Consider the following 21,092-nt stretch of genomic DNA (forward strand, 5'->3'; position numbering starts at 1 on the left):
GTCTTAGTTGTTGGCGTGCAGTTCTTCGTTCAGCTCGATAGCTGACTTGTTGGTCTTGCACTCAACGGCGCCGGTCTGGCTGTTGCGGCGGAACAGCAGGTCGTTCTTGCTGGCCAGATCGCGAGCCTTAACCACTTCAACCAGCTCGTTGTTGTCATCCAGCAGAGCCACTTTGGTGCCTGCGGTGATGTACAAGCCAGCTTCTACAGTGCAACGGTCGCCCAGAGGGATACCGATGCCCGCGTTCGCGCCCAGCAGGCAGTTTTCGCCCACGGAAATGATGATGTTGCCGCCGCCAGACAAGGTGCCCATGGTGGAGCAGCCGCCGCCCAGATCCGAACCTTTGCCGATCATCACGCCTGCAGAAATGCGGCCTTCGATCATGCTGGTGCCTTCGGTGCCTGCGTTGAAATTGATGAAGCCTTCGTGCATGACGGTGGTGCCTTCGCCCACGTAAGCGCCCAGGCGAACACGAGAGGTGTCGGCAATACGCACGCCTTTCGGTACTACGTAATCGGTCATCTGCGGGAACTTATCGACAGATTTTACTTCCAGAGTGCGGCCTTCAACGCGAGCCTGCAGCTGCCGAGCTGGCAATTCGTTCAGGTCAATGGCGCCTTCGTTGGTCCAGGCCAGGTTTGGCAGCAGGCCGAAGATGCCATCCAGCTTCAGGCTGTGGGGCTTGGCCAGACGGTGAGAAATCAGGTGCAGTTTCAGGTATACCTCGGGGGTGCTGGAGGCCGTGTCGTCGGTCGCCAGTACGGTTACAACGACCGGGCTTTTGCTTTCAGCGGCTTGCTCAGCCAGTTTTGCCTGAGCGGTTTCGCCCAGCTGGCGGAGGGAGGTGGCGAACTGGGCCAGTTGCTCGGCGCTCGCTTCGATGGCCTGATTACCGCCTTTGTAGTTCAGCGCGGTTTCAACCACGTCGATCAGATCTTTGCCTGGGGTCATAACCGGTTGCTGGTAGAACACTTCCAGCCATTCGCCCTGGTTGTTCTGGGTGCCGATGCCGATGCCGAATGCAAAACTCATCTGGTGGTTGCTCCTATTTCTGAAGTTGAAAAACTGAGTTCTTTTCCGCTGCCATTAGCTTCCTCTTCTTGATTAGGAAGGCTGGGGCCGCGGTTAATCTGTTAGTTAGTCCACGCAGCCCATTCGTCTGCGTTAAAGCCCACGGTAACCGTCTCGCCACGTTCAACAACCGGGCGTTTGATGATGGAGGTATTCTCCAGCATAACTTGGTGGGCAGTTTGGGCCGTCATGGTATCACGAACCTCATCCGGAAGTTTTCGCCAGGTGGTGCCGCGCTTGTTGATCAGTGTTTCCCAATTCAACGACTGCTCCCACTCGGCCAGCTTTTCGCTGGTGAGGCCGTCTTTTTTGAAATCGTGGAATTCATAAGCGATACCGTTTTCATCCAGCCATTTACGGGCTTTTTTGACGGTGTCGCAGTTCTTGATGCCGTAGAGCTTCATGCTTTAAACCCTTTTACAAACTCGACAATGCGGTGAGCCGCTTCAACGCACTCTTCTACAGGTGCCACCAAGGCCATGCGAACCCGGTTTTCGCCGGGGTTGTGGCCGTCCACGGTGCGGGAAAGGTAGCGGCCAGGCAGTACATGGACGTTTTGCTGTGCCGACAATTCCCGGGCGAAGGTTTCGTCATCGAAGGGTGTTTCCGGCCAGAGGTAGAAGCCGGCATCCGGGAAGTCGACGTTCATCACTTCGCGCAGGATAGGCACTACCGCTTCGAACTTGGCGCGATACGCCGACCGGTTTTCTTTAACGTGTTCTTCATCGTTCCACGCTGCAATGCTCGCCAATTGATTGTGAATGGGCATGGCGCAGCCGTGGTAGGTCCGGTACTTCAGGTAGCCCGACAACACGTTAGCATCGCCGGCGACAAAGCCGGAACGCAGGCCAGGCAGGTTGCTGCGCTTCGATAGGCTGTGAAACACCACGCAGCGTTTAAAATCGTGGCGGCCAAGAGCGGCACAGGTTTGCAGCAGGCCTTCGGGTGGATTGGCTTCGTCCGGGTAGAGTTCGGAGTAGCACTCGTCAGACGCCACAATAAAATCGTGACGGTCGGCCAGCTCAATCACTTTGGTCAGTGTTTCACGGCTAAATACGGCGCCACTGGGGTTGCCGGGCGAGCATAGAAACAGGACCTGGCAGCTGGCCCAGACGGATTCAGGCACCTTGTCGAAATCCGGAATGAAGCCGTTGCTGGCATCGCAAGGCAGGTAGACGGGGTCGGCTCCGGCGAGAAACGCGGCCCCTTCGTACACCTGATAAAACGGATTCGGGCTGACCACGGTTGCGGGTTTGCTTGCATCCACAACGGCCTGTACCAGCGAAAAAATGGCTTCGCGGGTGCCGTTGACTGGAACGATATTGCGCGCCGGGTCGAGTGAGCCTTCGCGCAGGCTAAAGCGGCGGATAGCCCAGTTAGCAATGGTTTCGCGCAGTTCGTCGATGCCCTTGGTGGTGGGGTAGTTGGCCAGCTTGTCCAGGTTGTCGGCCACCACCTGCTTAACGAAAGCCGGGGCCGGGTGCTTGGGTTCGCCAATGCCCAGTGAAATCGGCGCCAGGTGTTCAGGCACGGTGATGCCGGCTTTCAGCTTCGCCAGTTTCTCAAACGGGTAAGGGTGCAGTCTTTCGAGGTTGGAATTCATTGAATCTCGTCCAGCATTTTGCAGAGGTGCTGTTGCAGGGCTTCGCACTCAGCGGGGTCGCTCAGTGGCCGGCCGTGTTCGTCGGTAATAAAGAAAACGTCTTCTACCCGCTCGCCCAGGGTGGCGATTTTGGCGTTGGTCAGCCGCACCCTGTGCTCGAGTAGCACCTGACCAATCCGGGCCAGCAGGCCGGGGCGGTCGGGTGTGATGACCTCCATCAACGTTCGCTGGTTGATGGTGTCGTTGGAAAAAGTCACTTCGGTGGGGAACGCAAAGTGTTTAAGCTGCCGTGGCGTGCGCCGATGAATGATGTCCGGGTAGTCTTCCGGGTCATCCAGTTCTTCGATCAGTCGTTTGCGCACGCGCTCTTTTCGGGCCGGGTCGATGCCCAGCGGCTGTCCTTTCTCGTCCAGCACAATGTAGGAGCTGATGGAATGGGGGCCCTCGCTGGAGTTAATGCGAGCATCGACGATGTTCAGGTTGAGCTGTTCCAGCACGGCGGTGGTGGCTGCAAACAGGGCGACCCGGTCCCGCATGTAGATAATGATCTGTGAATAGCCGTCGGTCGGCCCACCGCGGGTGTCGCGAATCAGCACCAGTGGGTCCGGGTTGTCGCCATGGCGGATGATCGCTGCGGTCTGCCAGGCGATGTCGACGGTGGAGTCCTGTAAAAAGTAATCTTCATCGACCGTATCCCAAATCTGGTCGATTTGTTCGTTGGTCATGTTCTGGGCGTTGAGGATTTCCCGAGCTTCTTCGCGAGTCGCGTCAATCCACGCCTGCCGGTTAACCGGTGTGTCGATGCCACGGCGCAGTGCCCGTTTGGCTTCGATGTAGAGCTGGCGCAACAAAGAGGCTCGCCAGGTGTTCCATAGCTTGGGGTTGGTGGCGCTGATGTCGCACACAGTTAGCGTGTACAGGTAGTCCAGATGCGCCTGGCTGGGAATGGCCCGCGCAAAGGCCTGGATAATGCCCGGGTCTGAAATGTCTTTGCGCTGGGCGGTCATCGACATAAGCAAGTGGTTTTCTACCAGCCAGGCGATCAGCCGGGTGTCCCGCTCACTTAAATGGTGCCGCTCACAGAAGGCTTCGGCATCTATAGCGCCGAGTTCCGAGTGGTCACCGCCTCGGCCTTTGGCCACATCATGGTACAGGCCGGCAATAAACAGGGTGTCCATCTTCGGTAACCGGTGAATCAAGCGCGATGCCAGAGGATATTCGGTTCGGGCTTCCTCGGTGGTTAATCGGACCATGTTGCGGATGACGCGCATGGTGTGCGCATCCACCGTATAAATATGGAACAGGTCGTGCTGCATCTGCCCAATGATGTCGCCAAACTCGGGTAAATAGCGCCCAAGCACGTTGTACTTTTTCATCGCAGACAGGGTTTCGTGGAGCGCGTGGGGCGTGCGCAGGAGTTCCATGAACAGGCTGGTTACCGCCAGATCCGACCGGAACACGTCATCAATCAGATGACGGTGCGCTCGTAGTGAACGGATGGTGGTTGCTCGAATGCCCTTGATTTCTGGGTGCTGCGCCATCAATACGAAGATTTCCATGATGGCATAGGGGGCGTAAGCAAACACCTGATTGTTGATGGCTTCGATGTAGAAGTTGCGCATTTGAAAGCGCTTGTTCAGTGGCCGGATTTCGTCTTCGCTACCGCTGCCCAGAATCGCTTCGTCGTAGTATTGGAGAATAACATCAGTGAGCTCAGTCAGCGCCAGCACGGTGCGGTAGTAGGACTGCATCATCAATTCGACGCCGAGACGCTTGCCTTCGTCCTTATAGCCCAGCATCGAGGCGAGGGTCCGCTGGTGATCAAACAGCATTCGGTTTTCATTGCGATCCGCGATGAGCTGAAGACCAAAGCGTAAACGCCACAGAAAGGTTTCGCCTTCCAGCAATACCCGGTGCTCTTCATCGGTAATGATGCTGAACCGGGCTAATTCAGCGGTGTTTTCGAGCCGGAAATGCCGTTTGGTGATCCAGCCAATGGTTTGGATATCTCGCAGCGCACCGGGAGACCCTTTGACGTTAGGTTCGAGGTTGTATTCAGTGTCACCGTACTTTGTGTGGCGGTTCTGCTGCTCTTCCCACTTGGCGACAAAGTAATCTTTGTCGGACATTACGTCGTCCAGATACACCTGCTCGGTCAGGTCTTCACGAAGACTATCAGGCCCTGCTATCGTGCGGGTTTCGAGAAGATTGGTGAGAATAGTAATGTCGTGTTTCGCGGCGTTAATGCACTCGTCAACGCTGCGAACGCTGTGGCCGATATCCAGCTTTAAATCCCATAACAAGGTGATGAAAGCGCTCAGGTCGTCTTGCCAGGCGCTTTCCGTTCCTTTTCGGGTCAGGATGAGCAGGTCGATGTCTGAATGGGGATGGAGCTCACCCCTGCCGTAGCCACCTACGGCAACCAAGGTAATATCGGGCGAGCTGGAAAAGGGATAGCGATTCCAGATCAAACGAAGCACGGTGTCTACTGTCGCAGCCCTGGCGTGGACCAGTGCTCTTACGTCAGCGCCTTGTCGGAAGGCTTCGGCATCGGCTTCATAGTGATGCTGTAAAAATTCCTTTGCCGCAACAACCGGCGACGGGTCGTGACTGATGCGGTGTTCCAGCTCGCTTCGGTCCACTTAGAAGGACTCTTCTGATCGTTTGGTCAGAACTTCGTGGCCGTCTGCCGTTACCAGAATGGTGTGCTCCCACTGGGCCGACAATTTGTGGTCTTTGGTGACGGCAGTCCATCCGTCAGCCAAAAGTTTGGTGTGGTATTTGCCTTGGTTCAGCATGGGTTCGATGGTGAACGTCATGCCTTCTTGCAGCTCAAGGCCCGTTCCCGGCGTGCCGTAATGCATGACTTGAGGTTCTTCATGGAATACTGCGCCGATGCCATGACCGCAATAATCCCGGACCACGGAATAGCGGTGCTTCTCCGCGTGTTTCTGGATTACGTGACCAATGTCGCCAAGACGCGCGCCGGGCTTGACCAGTTCAATACCTTTATACAGGCATTCCTGGGTGATCTGGATCAGACGCTCTGAGCCGGGCTTAGGCTTGCCGACAATCCACATCTTACTGGTATCGCCGTGATAGCCATCTTTAATGACGGTTACGTCGATGTTGATGACATCGCCGTCTTTCAGAACTTTTTTGTCGGTTGGAATGCCGTGGCATACAACATGGTTCACCGAGGTGCAGATAGACTTCGGGAAACCTTTGTAATTCAGCGGCGCTGGAATGGCCTGCTGTTTATTCACAATGTAGTCGTGGCAGATTCGGTCAAGCTCTTCGGTGGTTACGCCAGGTTTGACGTGCTCGCCGATCATTTCCAGAACTTCGGCTGCCAGGCGGCCGGCTACCCGCATCTTTTCAATTTCTTCGGGGGTCTTAATAGATACTTGCATCGGTCTTCCTGTTTATGTGCATCAAGCCAGCATTTTAAGGGGCTGAAGCAATAGGTACAAGGAAGGTATTTGCCAAAAGTAATGGCGTTGCGGGAGCGGAATATGGTATAAACGCGCCCGCCGAAACAAAACTCGGTAAATTCACACACGTGTCAGCACGTTGTCCCAGGGTGCCGGCTCCTGCTTTAAGGAGACAGGTTGGGGCAATTGGATGCGTGGAGGCCTAACCCGAAGCTAAAAGGTAACTATCATGGCTCAGGTAAATATGCGTGACCTGCTGAAAGCAGGTGCTCACTTTGGACACCAAACCCGTTACTGGAACCCGAAGATGGGTAAGTACATCTTTGGTGCTCGTAACAAGATTCATATCATCAACCTTGAGCAGACGGTTCCTGCGATGAACCAGGCGCTGGATTTCATTCAGCAACTGACTGAAAGCAAGAACAAGATCCTGTTTGTGGGTACCAAGCGTGCCGCAGCCAAGATCATCAAGGAAGAAGCACTGCGTTCTAACCAGCCGTACGTTAACCATCGCTGGTTGGGTGGCATGCTTACCAACTACAAGACCATTCGTCAGTCTATCCGTCGCTACCGCGATCTGGAAGCCCAGAGCAAAGACGGTACTTTCGACAAGCTGACCAAGAAAGAAGCACTTGAGCGTACCCGCGAAATGGATAAGCTTGAGCGTTCTATCGGTGGTATCAAAGACATGGGCGGCCTGCCTGACGCGCTGTTCGTTGTTGACGTAGACCACGAGCGTATCGCAATTAAAGAAGCGAACAAGCTGGGCATCCCTGTTATTGGTGTTGTTGATACCAACAGCGATCCTGACGGCGTTGACTACGTGATCCCGGGTAACGACGACGCAATCCGCGCTATCCAGATCTACGTAAAAGCGGTTGCTGATACTTGCCTGGAGTCTTCCCAGACTGCCGGCGGCGCTGACGAGTTCGTAGAAGTTAGCGAAGATGCCCAAGGCGCTGCTCCAGCTGCCGAGTAATGCTTGACCGTCAGGTCTGAGTTATAAGGCATGTCCCTTTTTATCGGGCATGCCTTCCCACCGAATTTGTAACTGATTGAGAGGACTGAACATGGCTGCAATTACCGCTGCAATGGTCAAAGAGCTGCGTGAGCGCACTGGTCTTGGCATGATGGAGTGCAAAAAAGCACTGGTTGAAGCTGAAGGCAGTGTTGAAGCTGCAATCGAAGAGCTTCGTAAGTCATCTGGCCTGAAAGCTGCCAAGAAAGCCGGTCGTACCGCTGCTGAAGGTGTTTCTCTGGTTAAGGTTTCTGACGACAAGACCGTTGCTTTCATTTTGGAAGTTAACTCTGAGACTGACTTCGTTGCCCGTGACGACAACTTCATGAACTTCGCGAACGACGTTCTGAACGTTGCGTTTGAAAAAGGCGAAACTGACGTTGCGAAGCTGATGGAAGGCGATCTGGAAAGCAAGCGTGAAGCGCTGGTTCAGAAGATCGGTGAGAACATCACGGTTCGTCGTCTGGTTAAAGTTGAAGGTCCGGTTGTTGGTGGATACGTTCACAGCAACAGCAAGATCGCTTCCGTTGTCGCTCTGAGTGCTGGTACTGAAGAGCTGGCTCGCGACATCGCTATGCACGTAGCTGCGGTTAACCCGCGCGTAGGCAAGCCGGAAGACATGCCTGCAGACGAGCTGGCTAAAGAAGAAGCCATCATCAAGTCTCAGCCTGATATGGAAGGCAAGCCTGCCGAAATCGTTGAAAAGATGATGGGCGGCCGTATCAAGAAGTTCCTGGCTGAAAACAGCCTGATCGAACAGCCTTTCGTTAAAAACCCAGAGCAGAAAGTGGGTGAGCTGATCAAAGCCGCAGGCGGCGAACTGGTTGGCTTTACTCGCCTGGAAGTGGGTGAAGGCATCGAAAAAGAAGAAGTGGATTTTGCTGCTGAAGTGGCTGCGGCCGCTGGCACAGGCAAGGCCTGATCCATTTTTTGAGTACGTCTGTCAGAGACAGTCGTGCTACCTAAGTCTGCCACGTCAGCCGGGTTCGCCCGGCTTTCGTGGCGGGCTTGTATCTGAGATACCCCTTTTTAAGCGCCAGCCTCAGAGGGGTATGTCAGATACAAGCCTGCCAAAGGTTTGAAGCCGCACAGCCAAAAGACGAAAAGGGGATCACCATGCCGACACCGACATCTTCAACCAATCAACCCAGATATAAGCGTGTTCTGCTGAAGCTCAGTGGTGAGGCCCTGATGGGGGAGCACGAGTTCGGTATTGATCCTAAGGTACTTGACCGCATGGCGTTGGAAATCGGTGCCCTTGTGGGTATCGGTGTGCAGGTTGCTCTGGTTATTGGTGGTGGCAACCTGTTCCGTGGTGCAGCATTGAGTGAAGCTGGGCTGGATCGGGTGACTGGTGACCACATGGGGATGCTGGCAACTGTGATGAATGGCTTGGGAATGCGCGACGCGCTTGAACGTTCCAATATCCGTACTCGGGTTATGTCCGCGATCCCCATGAGTGGCATTGTTGAGCACTATGACCGCCGTCGCGCAGTGCGCGATTTGAAAGAAGGCGACGTAGTGATTTTCAGTGCGGGTACCGGCAATCCTTTCTTCACCACCGATTCAGCCGCTTGCCTTCGTGGTATTGAGATTGAGGCTGATGCCGTTCTGAAGGCCACCAAAGTGGATGGTGTGTATAACGCGGATCCCAATCTGGACCCCACCGCAGTAAAATATGACCGCCTGACCTACGATGAAGTGTTAGATCGCAAGCTTGGTGTGATGGATCTTACCGCCATTTGTCTGGCTCGTGATCACGGCATGCCTTTGCGGGTGTTCGATATGAACCAGCCAGGCGTTCTCACCCGCATCGTGACGGGAGAGAAAGAAGGCACATTGATTGAGTAACGAATTGAGGGTTTCGACGTGATTGACGATATTAAGACAGAAGCTGAATCGAAAATGAAGAAAAGCCTTGAGGCGCTTACCTCGGCTTTCAACAAAATCCGTACCGGTCGTGCTCACCCTGCGATTCTTGATAGCGTGGTGGTGAACTACTACGGTCAAGACACCCCGCTGAAGCAGGTGGCTAGCGTAAACGTGGAAGACAACCGTACGTTGTTGGTCGCGCCATGGGAAAAGAGCATCATTTCGGCCATTGAAAAAGCCATCATGATGTCGGATCTTGGCCTGAACCCGTCCAGCAACGGTGACGCCATTCGCGTTCCTATGCCCATGTTGACCGAGCAGACCCGTAAAGAGATGGTCAAGCAGGCCCGTGGTGATGCAGAGCAGGGCCGTGTGTCTGTTCGTAATGCGCGCCGTGACGCAAACGGTATGCTCAAAGACCTTCTGAAAGAGAAGGAAATCAGCGAGGACGATCTGCGCCGTGGCGAAGACGAGATCCAGAAGCTGACCGACAAGTACATCGCCGAGATCGAAAAGATGCTCAAGGCGAAAGAAGAGGATCTGATGGCGGTTTAACCGTCAGATTGTTCAGAAACAGAGTCAGCAGTGGTTGAAGATGCTACTGCGCAGAGGGTTTCATGACGGATCAAATAACCGCAGAAATTCCGGTGACGGCCAGCAGTCGTCCCCGGCATGTGGCCATTATCATGGATGGCAATAATCGCTGGGCGAAAGCACGGCGGTTGAAAGGAGTTGCGGGCCACAAGGCAGGAGTAGATGCGGTCAAAGCCGTTGTTGAAACCTGCGCGCGGCAGGGCGTGGAGGTGTTGACACTGTTCGCTTTCTCCAGCGAAAACTGGCGACGCCCCAAAGACGAAGTGTCGGCATTAATGCGCCTGTTTGTGATCGCCCTTGAGCGGGAAGTTCGAAAGCTTCACCGTAACAATATCCGGTTACGGATTATCGGCGACCGCTCGGCCTTCAATCCTTTGTTGCAAGAGCATATGGACAAAGCCGAGGCCCTTACTCGCAATAATACGGCGATGACGTTGGTGATCGCCGCTAATTATGGTGGGCACTGGGACATCACTCAGGCCACCCAGGCAGTTGCAGGGAAAGTTCGAGCGGGTGAACTGGCCCCTTCCGATATTACCGACGATTTGATTCAGCAGCATTTGAGCATTGGTGATCTGCCAATGCCGGATTTGATGATTCGCACCGCCGGTGAGCAGCGCATCAGCAATTTTTTGTTGTGGCACTTGGCCTATACGGAGTTTTATTTCTCCAATGTTTTCTGGCCTGATTTCAAAGCTGAAGAAATGCTGAAGGCGTTGCATGCGTACGGGCAGCGCAAGCGCCGTTTTGGGCAAACCGACGATCAGCTTGATTCCCAAGCCACACAACAATAACGACATAGCGATTATTACCGTGCTTAAAACTCGAATTATTACCGCGCTTATCCTGGCCCCGATTGCAATCGGCGGCATTTTCTTCCTACCGGCGTTTGGCTTCTCACTCTTCACTGGTGCAATTATTGCCCTCGGTGCCTGGGAGTGGGCAAACATGTCGGGTATCGAAGGGCAGGGTGGTCGTGTTGCGTACGCGGTAGCCGTGGCGGTGTTGATGGCTCTGATATCACAGCTGAACGTCTCCGCTGTGATGGTTTTGTCACTGGCGTTCGTTTGGTGGCTCGTCTGCTTTGGGCTGGTGAGCCGGTATCCACGAGGCTCAGACACGTGGGGTTCGGTTGCTGTCAGGGCACTAATGGGATTGTTTGTACTTTTGCCCGCATGGGTCGGTTTGAATCATCTGCGCACTGGCGTTTTCGAGTTTGGCGCTTTGACCAACAGTCTGCTCGTCATTCTCTATATCTTCCTCATGGTGTGGGTGGCCGACATCGGCGCGTATTTCGCAGGCCGGGCGTTTGGCAAAGCCAAGCTGGCACCTCGTGTGAGCCCCGGAAAGTCCTGGGCCGGTGTTTGGGGAGGTTTGGTCGCTGTGGGTGTTTTGGCCTTGGTTGCCAGCTATATTGCCAGCGCCAGTCTGCAAGAAACCCTTTTGTTACTCATTGCCAGCTTGTTTACGGGGTTTGTGTCCGTATTGGGCGACTTGCTTGAAAGTATGCTGAAGCGTTTTCGGGGCATCAAAGACAGCAGTCAGTTGCTACCGGGGCACGGTGGCATCATGGATCGGATTGATAGCCTGACCGCCGCGATTCCGATTTTCGCATTGATCGTTACATTGCTTGGTTGGCTGAGCGTGGCCAGCGTGTCTGTATGACCCATCGCAGCGTTACCGTTTTAGGTGCGACCGGCTCCATAGGCCTGAGTACTCTCGACGTGGTTCGTCGGCATCCCGCACGGTTTTCGGTGTGGGCGTTGACGGCCGGTACCAAAGCGCAGGAATTAGCCGCTTTGTGTCGGGAATTCAAACCCGCTTTTGCAGTCATGGCCGATGTTGGTGCCGCTCGTGAGCTTGAAAGTTTGCTCGCAGATCAGCCCGAAACGACTGTGCTCGGTGGCGAGCAAGGCTTGTGTCAGGTTGCTGCAGCCGAAGAAGCCGATACCGTGATGGCTGCCATCGTGGGTGCGGCAGGGCTTGCGCCGACACTGGCAGCGGTCCGTGCTGGCAAGCGAGTGTTGTTGGCCAACAAAGAAGCGTTGGTGATGTCCGGTAGACTGTTTATGGACGCCGTGGCGGAATCGGGTGCGGAGCTATTGCCGATTGATTCCGAACACAACGCCATCTTCCAGTGCATGCCTGCCGATAAAGTGCGTAACCCCGTTGCCGCCGGCATTACACGTATCTTGTTGACCGCCTCTGGTGGGCCTTTCCGCACTTTGTCAGCAGAGTCGTTGAAATCGGTGACACCGGTGCAAGCCTGCGCACATCCGAACTGGTCTATGGGCCAAAAGATTTCGGTTGATTCGGCTACCTTGATGAATAAAGGTCTGGAGCTTATTGAAGCCTGCTGGCTGTTCAATACCACCCCGGATCATGTCGAGGTGCATGTGCACCCGGAGAGCATTATTCATTCGATGGTGGAGTATGCAGACGGCTCGGTGCTGGCCCAGATGGGAAGCCCTGACATGCGCACACCGATTGCGAACGGGATGGCTTGGCCGGAGCGTATCGCGGCGGGCGTTGCGCCGCTGGATTTATTCGCCATCGGTACGTTCCACTTTGAACGTCCGGACATAACGCGTTTTCCGTGTTTGCGCCTGGCGGCTGAGGCATTTGCCACTGGCGGCACGGCACCTGCGGTTCTCAATGCGGCAAATGAAATCGCAGTTGCGGCATTTCTTGACGGTAAGCTGTCCTTTACCGATATCCCCGTTATCATAGAGCGAACGCTGGCAGCCACCGAGGTGGTGGAAGCCGACAGCTTCGAAACCATATTCGCTAAAGATGCTGAAGCACGCGCGCAAGCCAACGAGCAGATTGGCTTATTGCCGGCCTGATATCGTACTGGCGTTTCGTTAAGCTGTAGCCCAGAACCAACACCGGAAGACCTATGCAGATTATTCAAAGCGTACTGGCATTAGCGCTGACTCTGGGAATCCTGGTTACCCTGCACGAGTACGGGCATTTCTGGGTGGCCCGCCGCTTCGGCGTAAAAGTCCTTCGATTCTCGGTTGGTTTCGGTAAACCGCTGTTCTCCTGGTATGACCGTCAGGGTACCGAATACGCCATTGCCGCCATTCCGTTGGGTGGCTACGTTAAAATGCTGGATGAGCGTGAGGGCCCGGTTCCTGAAGAGTTGCGGGACCAAGCGTTTACCTCTAAGCCGCCTTCTCAGCGCATTGCCATCGCGGCTGCCGGCCCGATAGCCAACTTTATTTTTGCGATTCTCGCTTATTGGCTGATCAGCGTTGTGGGTGTCACGACCGTCGCTCCCATCGTCGGTAGTGTCGCGGAAGACAGCACCGCTGAGCGTGTGGGCTTGCAAGAGGGCATGGAAATACACTCGGTGGACGGTCATCGGGTTACGTCCTGGCGCGACGTGAATATGCGCCTGCTGGAGCGTGCGGGAGAACACGGGCAGGTGTCTTTGGAAATTTCCGAGCAGGGTTCTCGGGGCGTTGTGTCCGGGCCGTTGAATGGCTGGGCATTGAGTGACGATGCGCCCAACCCTCTGGCGGAGTTTGGAGTCACGCCCTGGCGCCCGGAAGTGCCCGCAGTCTTGGGGCAGGTGGTCGAGGGCGGTCGCGCCGAGGCGGCCGGACTTCAGGCCGGTGACCGCGTATTAGCCGTAAACGGTGAACCCGTTGATAATTGGTTTGCCTTGGTTGAACACATTCGTAATGCGCCTGAACAGCCGATCGTGCTGTCGATAGAGCGCAATGACGCTCAGTTAGAGGTAGCCGTTACGCCGGGCGCGCGTACCCTGGATGATGGCCAGGTGATTGGTTTTGTCGGTGCGGGTGTTGAAGCGATCTCATGGCCTGACGAAGTGCTTCGAAACGTGCAGTTCGGGCCTTTGGCGGCGATACCGAATGCGTTTCACGAGACGTGGGCAGACACTCGTTTAACGCTGGTCGCCATCAAGAAAATGGTGACAGGGCTTCTCTCACCGACGAATCTGAGTGGGCCGATTACCATTGCTCGGGTGGCTGAAGCCAGTGTCAGTTCGGGGTTTGAGGATTTTGTTCGATTTCTGGCGTATCTCAGCGTAAGTCTGGGTGTACTGAATTTGCTGCCAGTGCCGGTGCTGGACGGCGGTCACATCGTGTATTACACGATTGAAGCTATTCGCCGGAAACCCTTATCGGAAAGGGCTCAAGAGCTAGGGTTACGAATTGGTATGGCTTTGATCCTGACTTTAATGGTGTTTGCTCTTTACAACGACCTGATGCGGTTGTGAGAATTGCGGGCTCCTTACCGCACATTAACCAGGCGATATAACTGAATGAGACGTTCTCTTCTAGCTGTAGCTGTTGGCCTCGCGATTACCGCAACCGGTATGAAGCCAGCGTTGGCGGACGAATTCACGGTTGCGGACATTGAGGTGGAAGGCCTGCAGCGGGTATCCGCGGGTTCGGTATTTTCCGCGTTTCCGATCAATATGGGCGAGCAAATTGATGAAGCTCGTTTGGCGGCCGCCATTAAAGACCTGTTTCGCACGGGCTTGTTTACCGACATAGAGGTCAGCAGAGACGCTGGCGTCTTGATACTGACGGTCCGTGAGCGCCCCTCCATTTCGTCGATCGAAATCGAGGGCAACAAAAACATTGAAACCGACATGCTGAAAGACGCCTTGGCTGGTGCGGGCCTTGATGAAGGGCAGGTCTTTCGCCGGGCGACGCTTGAGCGTCTTGAGCTTGAAATCCTGCGATCTTACATCGCGCAGGGACGCTACAACGCGCGGGTGAAGGCCTCAGCTGAGGAACTGCCACGTAATCGTGTCGCCATCCGGTTGGATATCAACGAAGGCTCGGTTGCTGCTATTCAGCACATCAATATCGTCGGTAACCGCGAGTTCGACGATGAGACGCTGACGGATCTGTTCGAGTTGCGCAGCAGCAGTTGGTGGAACTCTCTCACCAACAGCGACAAGTATGCCCGTGAAAAACTCAGTGGCGACCTCGAAACCTTGCGCTCGTTCTACCTTGACCGCGGTTATCTGGATTTCAATGTGGAGTCCAGCCAGGTGTCAATCTCGCCGGACAAGCAGCAAGTCTTCATCGCGATGGCTCTCAACGAAGGCCCTCAATACACCATCTCCGACATACAGCTGCGCGGGAACCTGATTCTTGAGGAGGAAGAGCTTCGCAAGTTTATTCCGGTGGAAGAGGGTGACGTGTTCTCGCGCGCGCAGATGACGGCGATTTCCGAAGCCTTGTCTTTCCGTCTTGGTCGGGAAGGCTATGCCTTTGCCAGTGTTAATGCGGTTCCCGAGCCCAACGACGATCACACTGCGAAGGTGACTTTTTATATTGAGCCGGGTAAGCGTGCCTATGTTCGTCGCGTTAACTTCAATGGCAACGTTTCTACCAAAGATGAAGTGCTGCGTCAGGAAATGACGCAGATGGAAGGTGGTGTTGCGTCTTCTGATCGGATCGAGTTCTCCAAAACCCGACTCGAGCGCATGGGCTTTTTCAAAACCGTTGACGTCGAAACGGTGCCGGTTCCCGGGTCAGACGATCTGCTAGACGTTAATTACAGCGTAGTGGAGCAGCCGACAGGAAGCCTGTCTGCCTCGGTAGGTTTTTCACAGAACTCCGGCGTGATTCTCGGAGCATCTGTTTCCGAGAACAACTTCTTTGGTAGCGGCAAGCGGGTATCGTTCGGGGTGAACTTCAGCGATTCCGTAAAGAGCGCCAATATTTCCTACATGGACCCGTATTACACGGTTGACGGGGTAAGCCGAGGCTTTAGCCTGTTCGCACGGGAAACCGATTATCAGGAAGAAGATATTTCATCCTACTTGCTGGACGAATACGGCGCCCGGATGACGTTTGGATATCCGACGGATTCCATCACCCGGCTGAACTTTGGTGTGGGGGTTACCCGTTCTGATATCAAAAAAGGCGTTTTTTCCGCGGAAGAGGTCAGAACCTTTATTGAAGACGAAGGGGATTCCTTTACCAATTACTTCCTGTTTGGTAGCTGGCGCCGGAGTACATTGAACCGCGGCGTGCTTCCGACCAAGGGCTATAGTCATTCCCTGTCGTTGGATGTGGCGGTACCGGTTAGCGATCTGACGTTCTACAAAGCGAGCCACCGCACGGACTTTTATTTCCCATTGGTAGACAGTCAGCGTTGGGTTGTTCGGGCGCGGACCGAGGTAGGGTTTGGGGACGGTTATGGTGACCGTTCCCAAATGCCTTTCTTCGAACACTTCTATTCGGGTGGTTACGGGTCTGTACGAGGGTATCGAGCGAATTCTCTGGGGAACAAAGCGACCAATCAGACAGGGGATTTCTCCGATCCTGATCCGTTCGGCGGTAACTTGCTGACGGAGGCAGGTCTTGAGCTGATTTTCCCGACACCGTTTGCCGGTGATACCCGAAGCATGCGTACGTCGCTCTTCCTGGATGCGGGTCAGGTCTTTGATACCGACCGTGACTTCGATCCGGAGTTGACCGAAGTCCGTACTTCGGCGGGTGTGAGTTTCCAATGGATCACGGCCGTTGGTCCTTTGGCATTCAGTCTCGCCAAGCCACTGAATGACAAGAGTGGTGACGATACTCAGGTGTTCCAGTTCTCTCTGGGGCAGACGTTCTGACGCGTAAGATAAAAACGAAAATATGAAACAAAGGAGAGTTTTGATGAAACGTATTTCAGCGGTTCTTGGTTCGCTATTGTTGGCCTTTTCTTTTCACGCTGCGGCAGAGACCCGTGTGGGCGTGGTGGATTTGCGTCAGGCGTTGTTTTCGTCAAACGATGCTCAGGCATTCAGTGAAAAGCTTCAGAAAGATTTCGCCGCCGATGAAAACAAAGTGCGCGAAGCTCAGGAAGCTGCTCGTAAACTGAAGGATCGTGTGGAAAAAGATGGCGCGATGATGAACGAAAGCGAGCGCACCAAATTGGCGACCGAGTTTCAGGAAAAAGTTCAGGAGTTTAATTTCCTAAAACAGCGTCTTGATTCAACGGTGGCACAGCGCAAACAGCAGTTCCTGGAAGGCGCGCGCCCCGAGGTGGATGCGGCCGTTAAAGAGCTTCTGGATGAACACGATCTGGATCTGATTTTGCCGAGTGAAGCGGTTGTGTATGTGAAGCCTGAAATGAATCTGACCCCGCAATTGCTTGAAAAGCTGAACCGTTAAAAAACAGGGCCTCCCCGGTCCGGATATTTGGAGAAAACAATGGCAGTAACATCCTATCGTCTTCAGGAAATTGCTGATGCGTTGGGGGCCAGCCTTCGGGGGGATCCGGATGCAAGGGTTTCTGGCATGGCAACCCTGCAGGCGGCAGGCCCCAGCCAGATCAGCTTTTTGGCGAACCCGTCTTACGCTAGGTACCTGAAAACGTCTCAGGCCGGGGCGGTTATCGTATCTGCGGCCACGGCGGATCAAGCTCAGACCAATGTCCTTGTATTAGATAACCCTTACATGGGCTATGCTCGGTTGAGCCATTGGTTTGACCGCTCGCCTGCTGCTCCGGCGGGCGTCCATCCCAGCGCAGTCGTTGACCCCAGTGCGACCGTTTCCACGACCGCCAGTATCGGGCCCAATGCCGTGATTGAGGCTGAGGTGGATATTGGAGAACACGTGATTGTGGGGGCAGGTTCTGTTGTTGGAGCCCGATCGCGCATTGGTGAGGGCACAGTACTGAGCCCACGGGTGACCTTGGCTCACGATGTTCAGCTTGGTCAGCGATGCAATGTTCTGAGTGGCGCGGTGATCGGTAGCCCAGGTTTCGGGTTTGCCAATGAGAAAGGTCAGTGGCATCGAATTGCCCAATTGGGTGGCGTGGTTCTGGGCGATGATGTTGAAGTGGGTGCCAATACGACGATTGATCGGGGGGCGTTGGGGCCGACGGTTATTGGTAACGGGGTAAAGCTCGATAACCTCATCCAGGTAGCGCATAACGTCCAGATTGGTGACCATACCGCGATGGCGGCGTTGACCGCTATCGCAGGCAGTACAAGTATTGGTAAATACTGTGTAATTGGTGGTGCCTCTGCGATAGCAGGGCATTTGGAAGTGGCTGATCAGGTTCACCTGACAGGGATGAGCATGGTCACTAACGATATCTTAGAACCGGGTGTGTATTCGTCCGGTCTGCCAGCAGACAAAAACCGGCAGTGGCGAAAAAATGCAGTTCGTTTCAGGCAGTTAGACGGCTTGGCGCGACGAATTAAAGAACTGGAAAAGAAATTTAAGGGCTGAGGCCGGTCATGACGATGAACATCGAAGAAATTTTGGAATATTTGCCCCATAGATACCCGTTTATGCTGGTTGATCGGGTAACCGAAGTCGAGAAAAGTGTATCAATTAAAGGCTATAAGAATGTGTCGTTTAACGAGCCGTTCTTCACTGGTCATTTTCCGGATAACCCGATTATGCCGGGGGTGCTGATCATCGAAGCCATGGCCCAGCTGTCTGGCATTTTGGGGTTTGTGACGGTAGGGCGGAAACCGTCAGATGGCGTGATACAATATTTGGCTGGCTCTGATAAGGCCCGATTTAAGCGTCCAGTGCGCCCCGGAGATCGTCTGGAGATGGAGTCCGAGCTTGTTTCTGCCAAGCGCGGTCTATGGAAGTTTAATTGCCGCGCGTTGGTCGATGGCGACGTTGTGTGTGTGGCAGAAATATTAACCGCTGAGAGAGAAGTTTGATGGCGACAAATGACTGGTCGGGTGTCCATCCTCAAGCGATTGTGGACCCATCAGCCAAGCTGGGGGCTAACGTAACGGTAGGCCCTTGGAGTTATATTGGCCCGAATGTGGAAATCGGCGATAACACCGAGATTCTTTCCCACGTTGTGATAAAAGGTCCAACGGTTATTGGTAAAAATAACCGCATTTTTCAGTTTTCCAGTGTCGGAGAAGAATGTCAGGACAAGAAATACGCGGGCGAGCCTACAACACTTGTCATCGGCGACAACAATACCATTCGTGAGAACTGCACCATCCATCGCGGCACCACTCAAGATCGCGGCGAAACACGTATTGGTAGCGACAATCTCTTAATGGCGTATGTGCACGTTGCTCACGACTGTGTGGTTGGCAACGGCACGATTCTGGCGAACTGTGCGACCTTGGCCGGCCATGTCACCGTTGGTGACTTTGCGATTCTTGGCGGTGGCACCATGGTGCACCAGTTCTGTCACATTGGGGCTCACAGCATGGCGGCTGGTGGCAGTATCGTTCTGAAAGATATCCCTGCGTATGTGATGGCCAGTGGGCAATCTGCTCAGCCGCACGGTATGAATGTCGAGGGTTTAAAGCGCCGTGGATTCAGCAAAGAAGATTTGCTGGCGTTACGGCGTGCTTACAAGGTTATCTACCGCCAGGGTTTAACCAGTGAACAGGCGTTGGCCGAACTCGAGAAAAATTACGCGGACAGCCCGGTGATGAAGCCTCTGATTGCCTCGCTCCGGGAATCGGATCGCGGCATCATACGCTAGGTCGGCAGGAGACTGCCGGTGGCAGATGTTCAGATTGAGCCAGTCAGCTTTCGCAAAGTAACCATAGCGATTATCGCCGGCGAGGCATCGGGGGATATTCTCGGTGCCGGCCTCGTTCGGTCGCTGAGGTTGCGATACCCTAACGCTCGCTTTGTGGGTATTGGTGGCGACGAGATGATTGCCGAAGGCTTCCATTCGTTGGTCCCTATGGAAAGGCTTTCGGTGATGGGGCTTGTGGAGGTTCTGGGCCGTATCCGGGAGCTGTTCAGCATCCGTGCCCGTCTTCTCGATTATTTCTTTACAACCCCTCCGGATGTTGTGATCGGTATCGATTCGCCGGATTTCACGATTACCATCGAGCGCCGTTGTCGCGAGGCCGGGATTCCTTCCGTGCATTATGTCAGTCCGTCGGTGTGGGCTTGGCGCCAAAAGCGCATCTTCAAGATAGCCAAATCGATTGACTTGATGCTTACGCTGCTACCGTTCGAGGCCCGATTCTACGAAGAGCACAACGTACCCGTGGCGTTTGTAGGTCATCCGCTCGCTGATCGCGTGCCGTTGGAGCCCGATACCTTGGCCGCCCGTGAATCGTTAGGCCTTGATGCAGACCGGCCGGTATTGGCTGTCTTGCCCGGTAGCCGCGGTGGCGAAGTCGAACGGTTGGGCACCTTGTTTCTGGAAGCATCTCGTTGGCTGCAAGGCCGTAGGCCGGATCTCCAGTTGGTTATTCCATGCGTAAACCGTGACCGCGAGCGTCAGATTCAGGAATTGGTGGAGTCGCTCGAGGTTAAGCTGTCAGTGACCTTGGTTCGCGGTCGTTCTCGTGAGGTAATGGCAGCCAGTGACGTAGTGATGCTGGCGTCCGGAACGGCCACGTTGGAAGCCATGCTGCTGAAAAAGCCAATGGTGGTGGGATATCGGCTGAGTAATTTCAGTTTCGCGTTGCTGTCGCGTCTGGTGAAGGTGCCCTGGGTCGCTCTGCCAAACCTTCTCGCCAAGAAAGAGTTGGTGCCTGAGTTGTTGCAGGATGATGCCACCCCTGAGGCGCTTGGTGCGGCAGTATTAGAGCGTCTTGAAGATGAAGCAGGGCGGGCACGCTTGAAAGAAGCTTTTACCGAGCTGCACATTGCGTTGAAGCAAAATGCCGATGAGCGCGCTGCTGCAGCAGTTTCTCAGCTAATCGAGAGCAAGCGCTGATGGCTGCGAAAGAATTGCCTCCGTTCGAGTGCCGTTATCAGGGAAGGCTGTTAGCTGGTGTAGACGAAGTAGGGCGAGGCCCGCTGGTAGGTGCAGTCGTGACAGCCGCGGTTATTCTCGACCCGGAGCGGCCGATCGCCGGGCTAGCCGATTCGAAGAAACTGACCGAGAAGAAACGGGCAAAGCTGTTTGACGAAATTATCGAAAAGTCGGCGGCGTGGAGTCTTGGCCGTTGCGAGCCCGAAGAGATTGATCGCCTGAATATCTATCAAGCCACCATGCTAGCGATGCAGCGTGCGGTCGATGATTTGGCTATCGCGCCAGAATACGTTCTGGTGGATGGGAACCGGTGTCCTAAATGGAAGTGGCCATCCGAGCCTGTCGTCAAAGGGGATGGTCGGGTTGAGGCTATCAGCGCTGCATCCATCATCGCGAAGGTGACCCGGGATCGCGAGATGGATGAGCTTGAGGAAAAATATCCGGGCTTCGGGTTTGCCAAGCATAAAGGTTATCCGACTCCTGTTCACGTGGAAGCGTTGATGCGTTTGGGCGCGACCCCTGAACACCGTCGTTCTTTCCGCCCGGTGCAACATGCCATCGAAACGGTCGGCCTGTATTCATCAGAAGAGGTAGAAAACGAAGATCTAAGCTATCCGAGCGATTTGTTTGAAGATATGGGTTGACGTGACAAGATATCCTCTGTAATATTCGCGCCACGTTGATTGGGGTCAGCCCCGAAATAAGACAAACAGTTTGATGCGGGGTGGAGCAGTCTGGTAGCTCGTCGGGCTCATAACCCGAAGGTCGTTGGTTCGAATCCAGCCCCCGCTACCATATAAAAGAA

The 21,092-nt window shown here is 54.6% G+C and carries 20 protein-coding genes and 1 tRNA gene; 16 read left to right on the forward strand and 5 right to left on the reverse strand.

The window, feature by feature from the left end; all coding sequences use genetic code 11:
- Window positions 1–3 precede the first annotated feature (3 nt).
- The 5 genes from dapD to map form a co-directional block, all read right to left on the reverse strand.
- Complete coding sequence (dapD, locus tag MWU64_RS13770; RefSeq protein ID WP_247064958.1) at window positions 4–1,032, reverse strand: 2,3,4,5-tetrahydropyridine-2,6-dicarboxylate N-succinyltransferase; 1,029 nt, start codon at window positions 1,030–1,032, stop codon at window positions 4–6.
- A gap of 101 nt (window positions 1,033–1,133) precedes the next feature.
- Window positions 1,134–1,475, reverse strand: a complete 342-nt coding sequence (locus tag MWU64_RS13775) for an ArsC family reductase (protein ID WP_114334010.1) — start codon at window positions 1,473–1,475, stop codon at window positions 1,134–1,136.
- A complete protein-coding gene (gene dapC / locus MWU64_RS13780; protein ID WP_247064959.1) occupies window positions 1,472–2,674 on the reverse strand; it encodes a succinyldiaminopimelate transaminase in 1,203 nt (400 codons plus the stop codon). Before dapC ends, MWU64_RS13775 begins: the two co-directional genes overlap by 4 nt.
- Window positions 2,671–5,316, reverse strand: a complete 2,646-nt coding sequence (locus MWU64_RS13785) for a [protein-PII] uridylyltransferase (RefSeq protein ID WP_247064960.1) — start codon at window positions 5,314–5,316, stop codon at window positions 2,671–2,673. Before MWU64_RS13785 ends, dapC begins: the two co-directional genes overlap by 4 nt.
- Window positions 5,317–6,087: a type I methionyl aminopeptidase gene (gene map / locus MWU64_RS13790; protein ID WP_247064961.1), complete on the reverse strand. Its 771-nt coding sequence runs from the start codon at window positions 6,085–6,087 to the stop codon at window positions 5,317–5,319.
- 250 nt (window positions 6,088–6,337) lie between these two features.
- On the opposite strand from map, the gene rpsB reads away from it, so the two are divergent.
- The 16 genes from rpsB to MWU64_RS13870 all read left to right on the forward strand — a co-directional run bounded on the left by rpsB (window position 6,338) and on the right by MWU64_RS13870 (window position 21,082).
- On the forward strand, window positions 6,338–7,087 hold the full coding sequence (rpsB, locus tag MWU64_RS13795) for a 30S ribosomal protein S2 (protein WP_199008030.1): 750 nt from the start codon (window positions 6,338–6,340) through the stop codon (window positions 7,085–7,087).
- Window positions 7,088–7,178: 91 nt separating this feature from the next.
- Window positions 7,179–8,048: a translation elongation factor Ts gene (gene tsf / locus MWU64_RS13800; RefSeq protein ID WP_199008031.1), complete on the forward strand. Its 870-nt coding sequence runs from the start codon at window positions 7,179–7,181 to the stop codon at window positions 8,046–8,048.
- 194 nt (window positions 8,049–8,242) lie between these two features.
- Complete coding sequence (gene pyrH, locus MWU64_RS13805) at window positions 8,243–8,977, forward strand: UMP kinase (protein WP_133005034.1); 735 nt, start codon at window positions 8,243–8,245, stop codon at window positions 8,975–8,977.
- A gap of 18 nt (window positions 8,978–8,995) precedes the next feature.
- Window positions 8,996–9,553 carry a ribosome recycling factor gene (gene frr, locus MWU64_RS13810; RefSeq protein WP_247064962.1) on the forward strand — a complete coding sequence of 186 codons (558 nt, stop codon included), beginning with the start codon at window positions 8,996–8,998 and terminating at the stop codon, window positions 9,551–9,553.
- Window positions 9,554–9,615: 62 nt separating this feature from the next.
- The gene (locus MWU64_RS13815; RefSeq protein ID WP_247064963.1) at window positions 9,616–10,386 is read left to right on the forward strand and encodes an isoprenyl transferase; all 771 of its coding nucleotides are present in this window, start codon (window positions 9,616–9,618) and stop codon (window positions 10,384–10,386) included.
- A gap of 19 nt (window positions 10,387–10,405) precedes the next feature.
- Window positions 10,406–11,257 (forward strand): phosphatidate cytidylyltransferase, encoded by an 852-nt coding sequence (locus MWU64_RS13820; protein ID WP_247064975.1) that lies wholly within the window; start codon window positions 10,406–10,408, stop codon window positions 11,255–11,257.
- Window positions 11,254–12,438 (forward strand): 1-deoxy-D-xylulose-5-phosphate reductoisomerase, encoded by a 1,185-nt coding sequence (ispC, locus tag MWU64_RS13825; protein WP_247064964.1) that lies wholly within the window; start codon window positions 11,254–11,256, stop codon window positions 12,436–12,438. Before MWU64_RS13820 ends, ispC begins: the two co-directional genes overlap by 4 nt.
- Window positions 12,439–12,491: 53 nt before the next feature.
- Complete coding sequence (gene rseP, locus MWU64_RS13830; RefSeq protein ID WP_247064965.1) at window positions 12,492–13,841, forward strand: RIP metalloprotease RseP; 1,350 nt, start codon at window positions 12,492–12,494, stop codon at window positions 13,839–13,841.
- Window positions 13,842–13,886: 45 nt separating this feature from the next.
- A complete protein-coding gene (gene bamA, locus MWU64_RS13835; protein ID WP_247064966.1) occupies window positions 13,887–16,205 on the forward strand; it encodes an outer membrane protein assembly factor BamA in 2,319 nt (772 codons plus the stop codon).
- A 43-nt stretch (window positions 16,206–16,248) separates the two neighbouring features.
- Window positions 16,249–16,746 (forward strand): OmpH family outer membrane protein, encoded by a 498-nt coding sequence (locus tag MWU64_RS13840; protein WP_247064967.1) that lies wholly within the window; start codon window positions 16,249–16,251, stop codon window positions 16,744–16,746.
- Window positions 16,747–16,785: 39 nt separating this feature from the next.
- Entirely contained in the window at window positions 16,786–17,811 is a 1,026-nt protein-coding gene (gene lpxD / locus MWU64_RS13845; RefSeq protein ID WP_247064968.1) for a UDP-3-O-(3-hydroxymyristoyl)glucosamine N-acyltransferase, read from the forward strand.
- Between the two features lie 14 nt (window positions 17,812–17,825).
- Entirely contained in the window at window positions 17,826–18,260 is a 435-nt protein-coding gene (gene fabZ / locus MWU64_RS13850) for a 3-hydroxyacyl-ACP dehydratase FabZ (RefSeq protein ID WP_247064976.1), read from the forward strand.
- Window positions 18,260–19,051, forward strand: coding sequence for an acyl-ACP--UDP-N-acetylglucosamine O-acyltransferase (lpxA, locus tag MWU64_RS13855; protein WP_247064969.1), 792 nt, complete (start codon window positions 18,260–18,262; stop codon window positions 19,049–19,051). The genes fabZ and lpxA overlap by 1 nt, the downstream gene beginning before the upstream one ends.
- 18 nt (window positions 19,052–19,069) lie before the next feature.
- Window positions 19,070–20,248: a lipid-A-disaccharide synthase gene (gene lpxB / locus MWU64_RS13860; RefSeq protein ID WP_247064970.1), complete on the forward strand. Its 1,179-nt coding sequence runs from the start codon at window positions 19,070–19,072 to the stop codon at window positions 20,246–20,248.
- Window positions 20,248–20,931: a ribonuclease HII gene (gene rnhB, locus MWU64_RS13865; protein ID WP_247064971.1), complete on the forward strand. Its 684-nt coding sequence runs from the start codon at window positions 20,248–20,250 to the stop codon at window positions 20,929–20,931. The genes lpxB and rnhB overlap by 1 nt, the downstream gene beginning before the upstream one ends.
- Before the next feature lie 74 nt (window positions 20,932–21,005).
- A tRNA-Met gene (locus MWU64_RS13870) sits at window positions 21,006–21,082 on the forward strand.
- Window positions 21,083–21,092: the final 10 nt, after the last annotated feature.

Origin of the sequence: Marinobacter sp. S0848L (genome assembly GCF_023016065.1) — a bacterium.
Lineage (GTDB): Bacteria > Pseudomonadota > Gammaproteobacteria > Pseudomonadales > Oleiphilaceae > Marinobacter.

Coding starts and splice junctions, on each gene's coding strand:
- dapD (WP_247064958.1), bottom strand. CDS start 1,032: ATGAGTTTTGCATTCGGCATCGGCATCGGCACCCAGAACAACCAGGGC.
- MWU64_RS13775 (WP_114334010.1), bottom strand. CDS start 1,475: ATGAAGCTCTACGGCATCAAGAACTGCGACACCGTCAAAAAAGCCCGT.
- dapC (WP_247064959.1), bottom strand. CDS start 2,674: ATGAATTCCAACCTCGAAAGACTGCACCCTTACCCGTTTGAGAAACTG.
- map (WP_247064961.1), bottom strand. CDS start 6,087: ATGCAAGTATCTATTAAGACCCCCGAAGAAATTGAAAAGATGCGGGTA.
- rpsB (WP_199008030.1), top strand. CDS start 6,338: ATGGCTCAGGTAAATATGCGTGACCTGCTGAAAGCAGGTGCTCACTTT.
- tsf (WP_199008031.1), top strand. CDS start 7,179: ATGGCTGCAATTACCGCTGCAATGGTCAAAGAGCTGCGTGAGCGCACT.
- pyrH (WP_133005034.1), top strand. CDS start 8,243: ATGCCGACACCGACATCTTCAACCAATCAACCCAGATATAAGCGTGTT.
- MWU64_RS13815 (WP_247064963.1), top strand. CDS start 9,616: ATGACGGATCAAATAACCGCAGAAATTCCGGTGACGGCCAGCAGTCGT.
- ispC (WP_247064964.1), top strand. CDS start 11,254: ATGACCCATCGCAGCGTTACCGTTTTAGGTGCGACCGGCTCCATAGGC.
- rseP (WP_247064965.1), top strand. CDS start 12,492: ATGCAGATTATTCAAAGCGTACTGGCATTAGCGCTGACTCTGGGAATC.
- bamA (WP_247064966.1), top strand. CDS start 13,887: ATGAGACGTTCTCTTCTAGCTGTAGCTGTTGGCCTCGCGATTACCGCA.
- MWU64_RS13840 (WP_247064967.1), top strand. CDS start 16,249: ATGAAACGTATTTCAGCGGTTCTTGGTTCGCTATTGTTGGCCTTTTCT.
- lpxD (WP_247064968.1), top strand. CDS start 16,786: ATGGCAGTAACATCCTATCGTCTTCAGGAAATTGCTGATGCGTTGGGG.
- fabZ (WP_247064976.1), top strand. CDS start 17,826: ATGAACATCGAAGAAATTTTGGAATATTTGCCCCATAGATACCCGTTT.
- lpxA (WP_247064969.1), top strand. CDS start 18,260: ATGGCGACAAATGACTGGTCGGGTGTCCATCCTCAAGCGATTGTGGAC.
- rnhB (WP_247064971.1), top strand. CDS start 20,248: ATGGCTGCGAAAGAATTGCCTCCGTTCGAGTGCCGTTATCAGGGAAGG.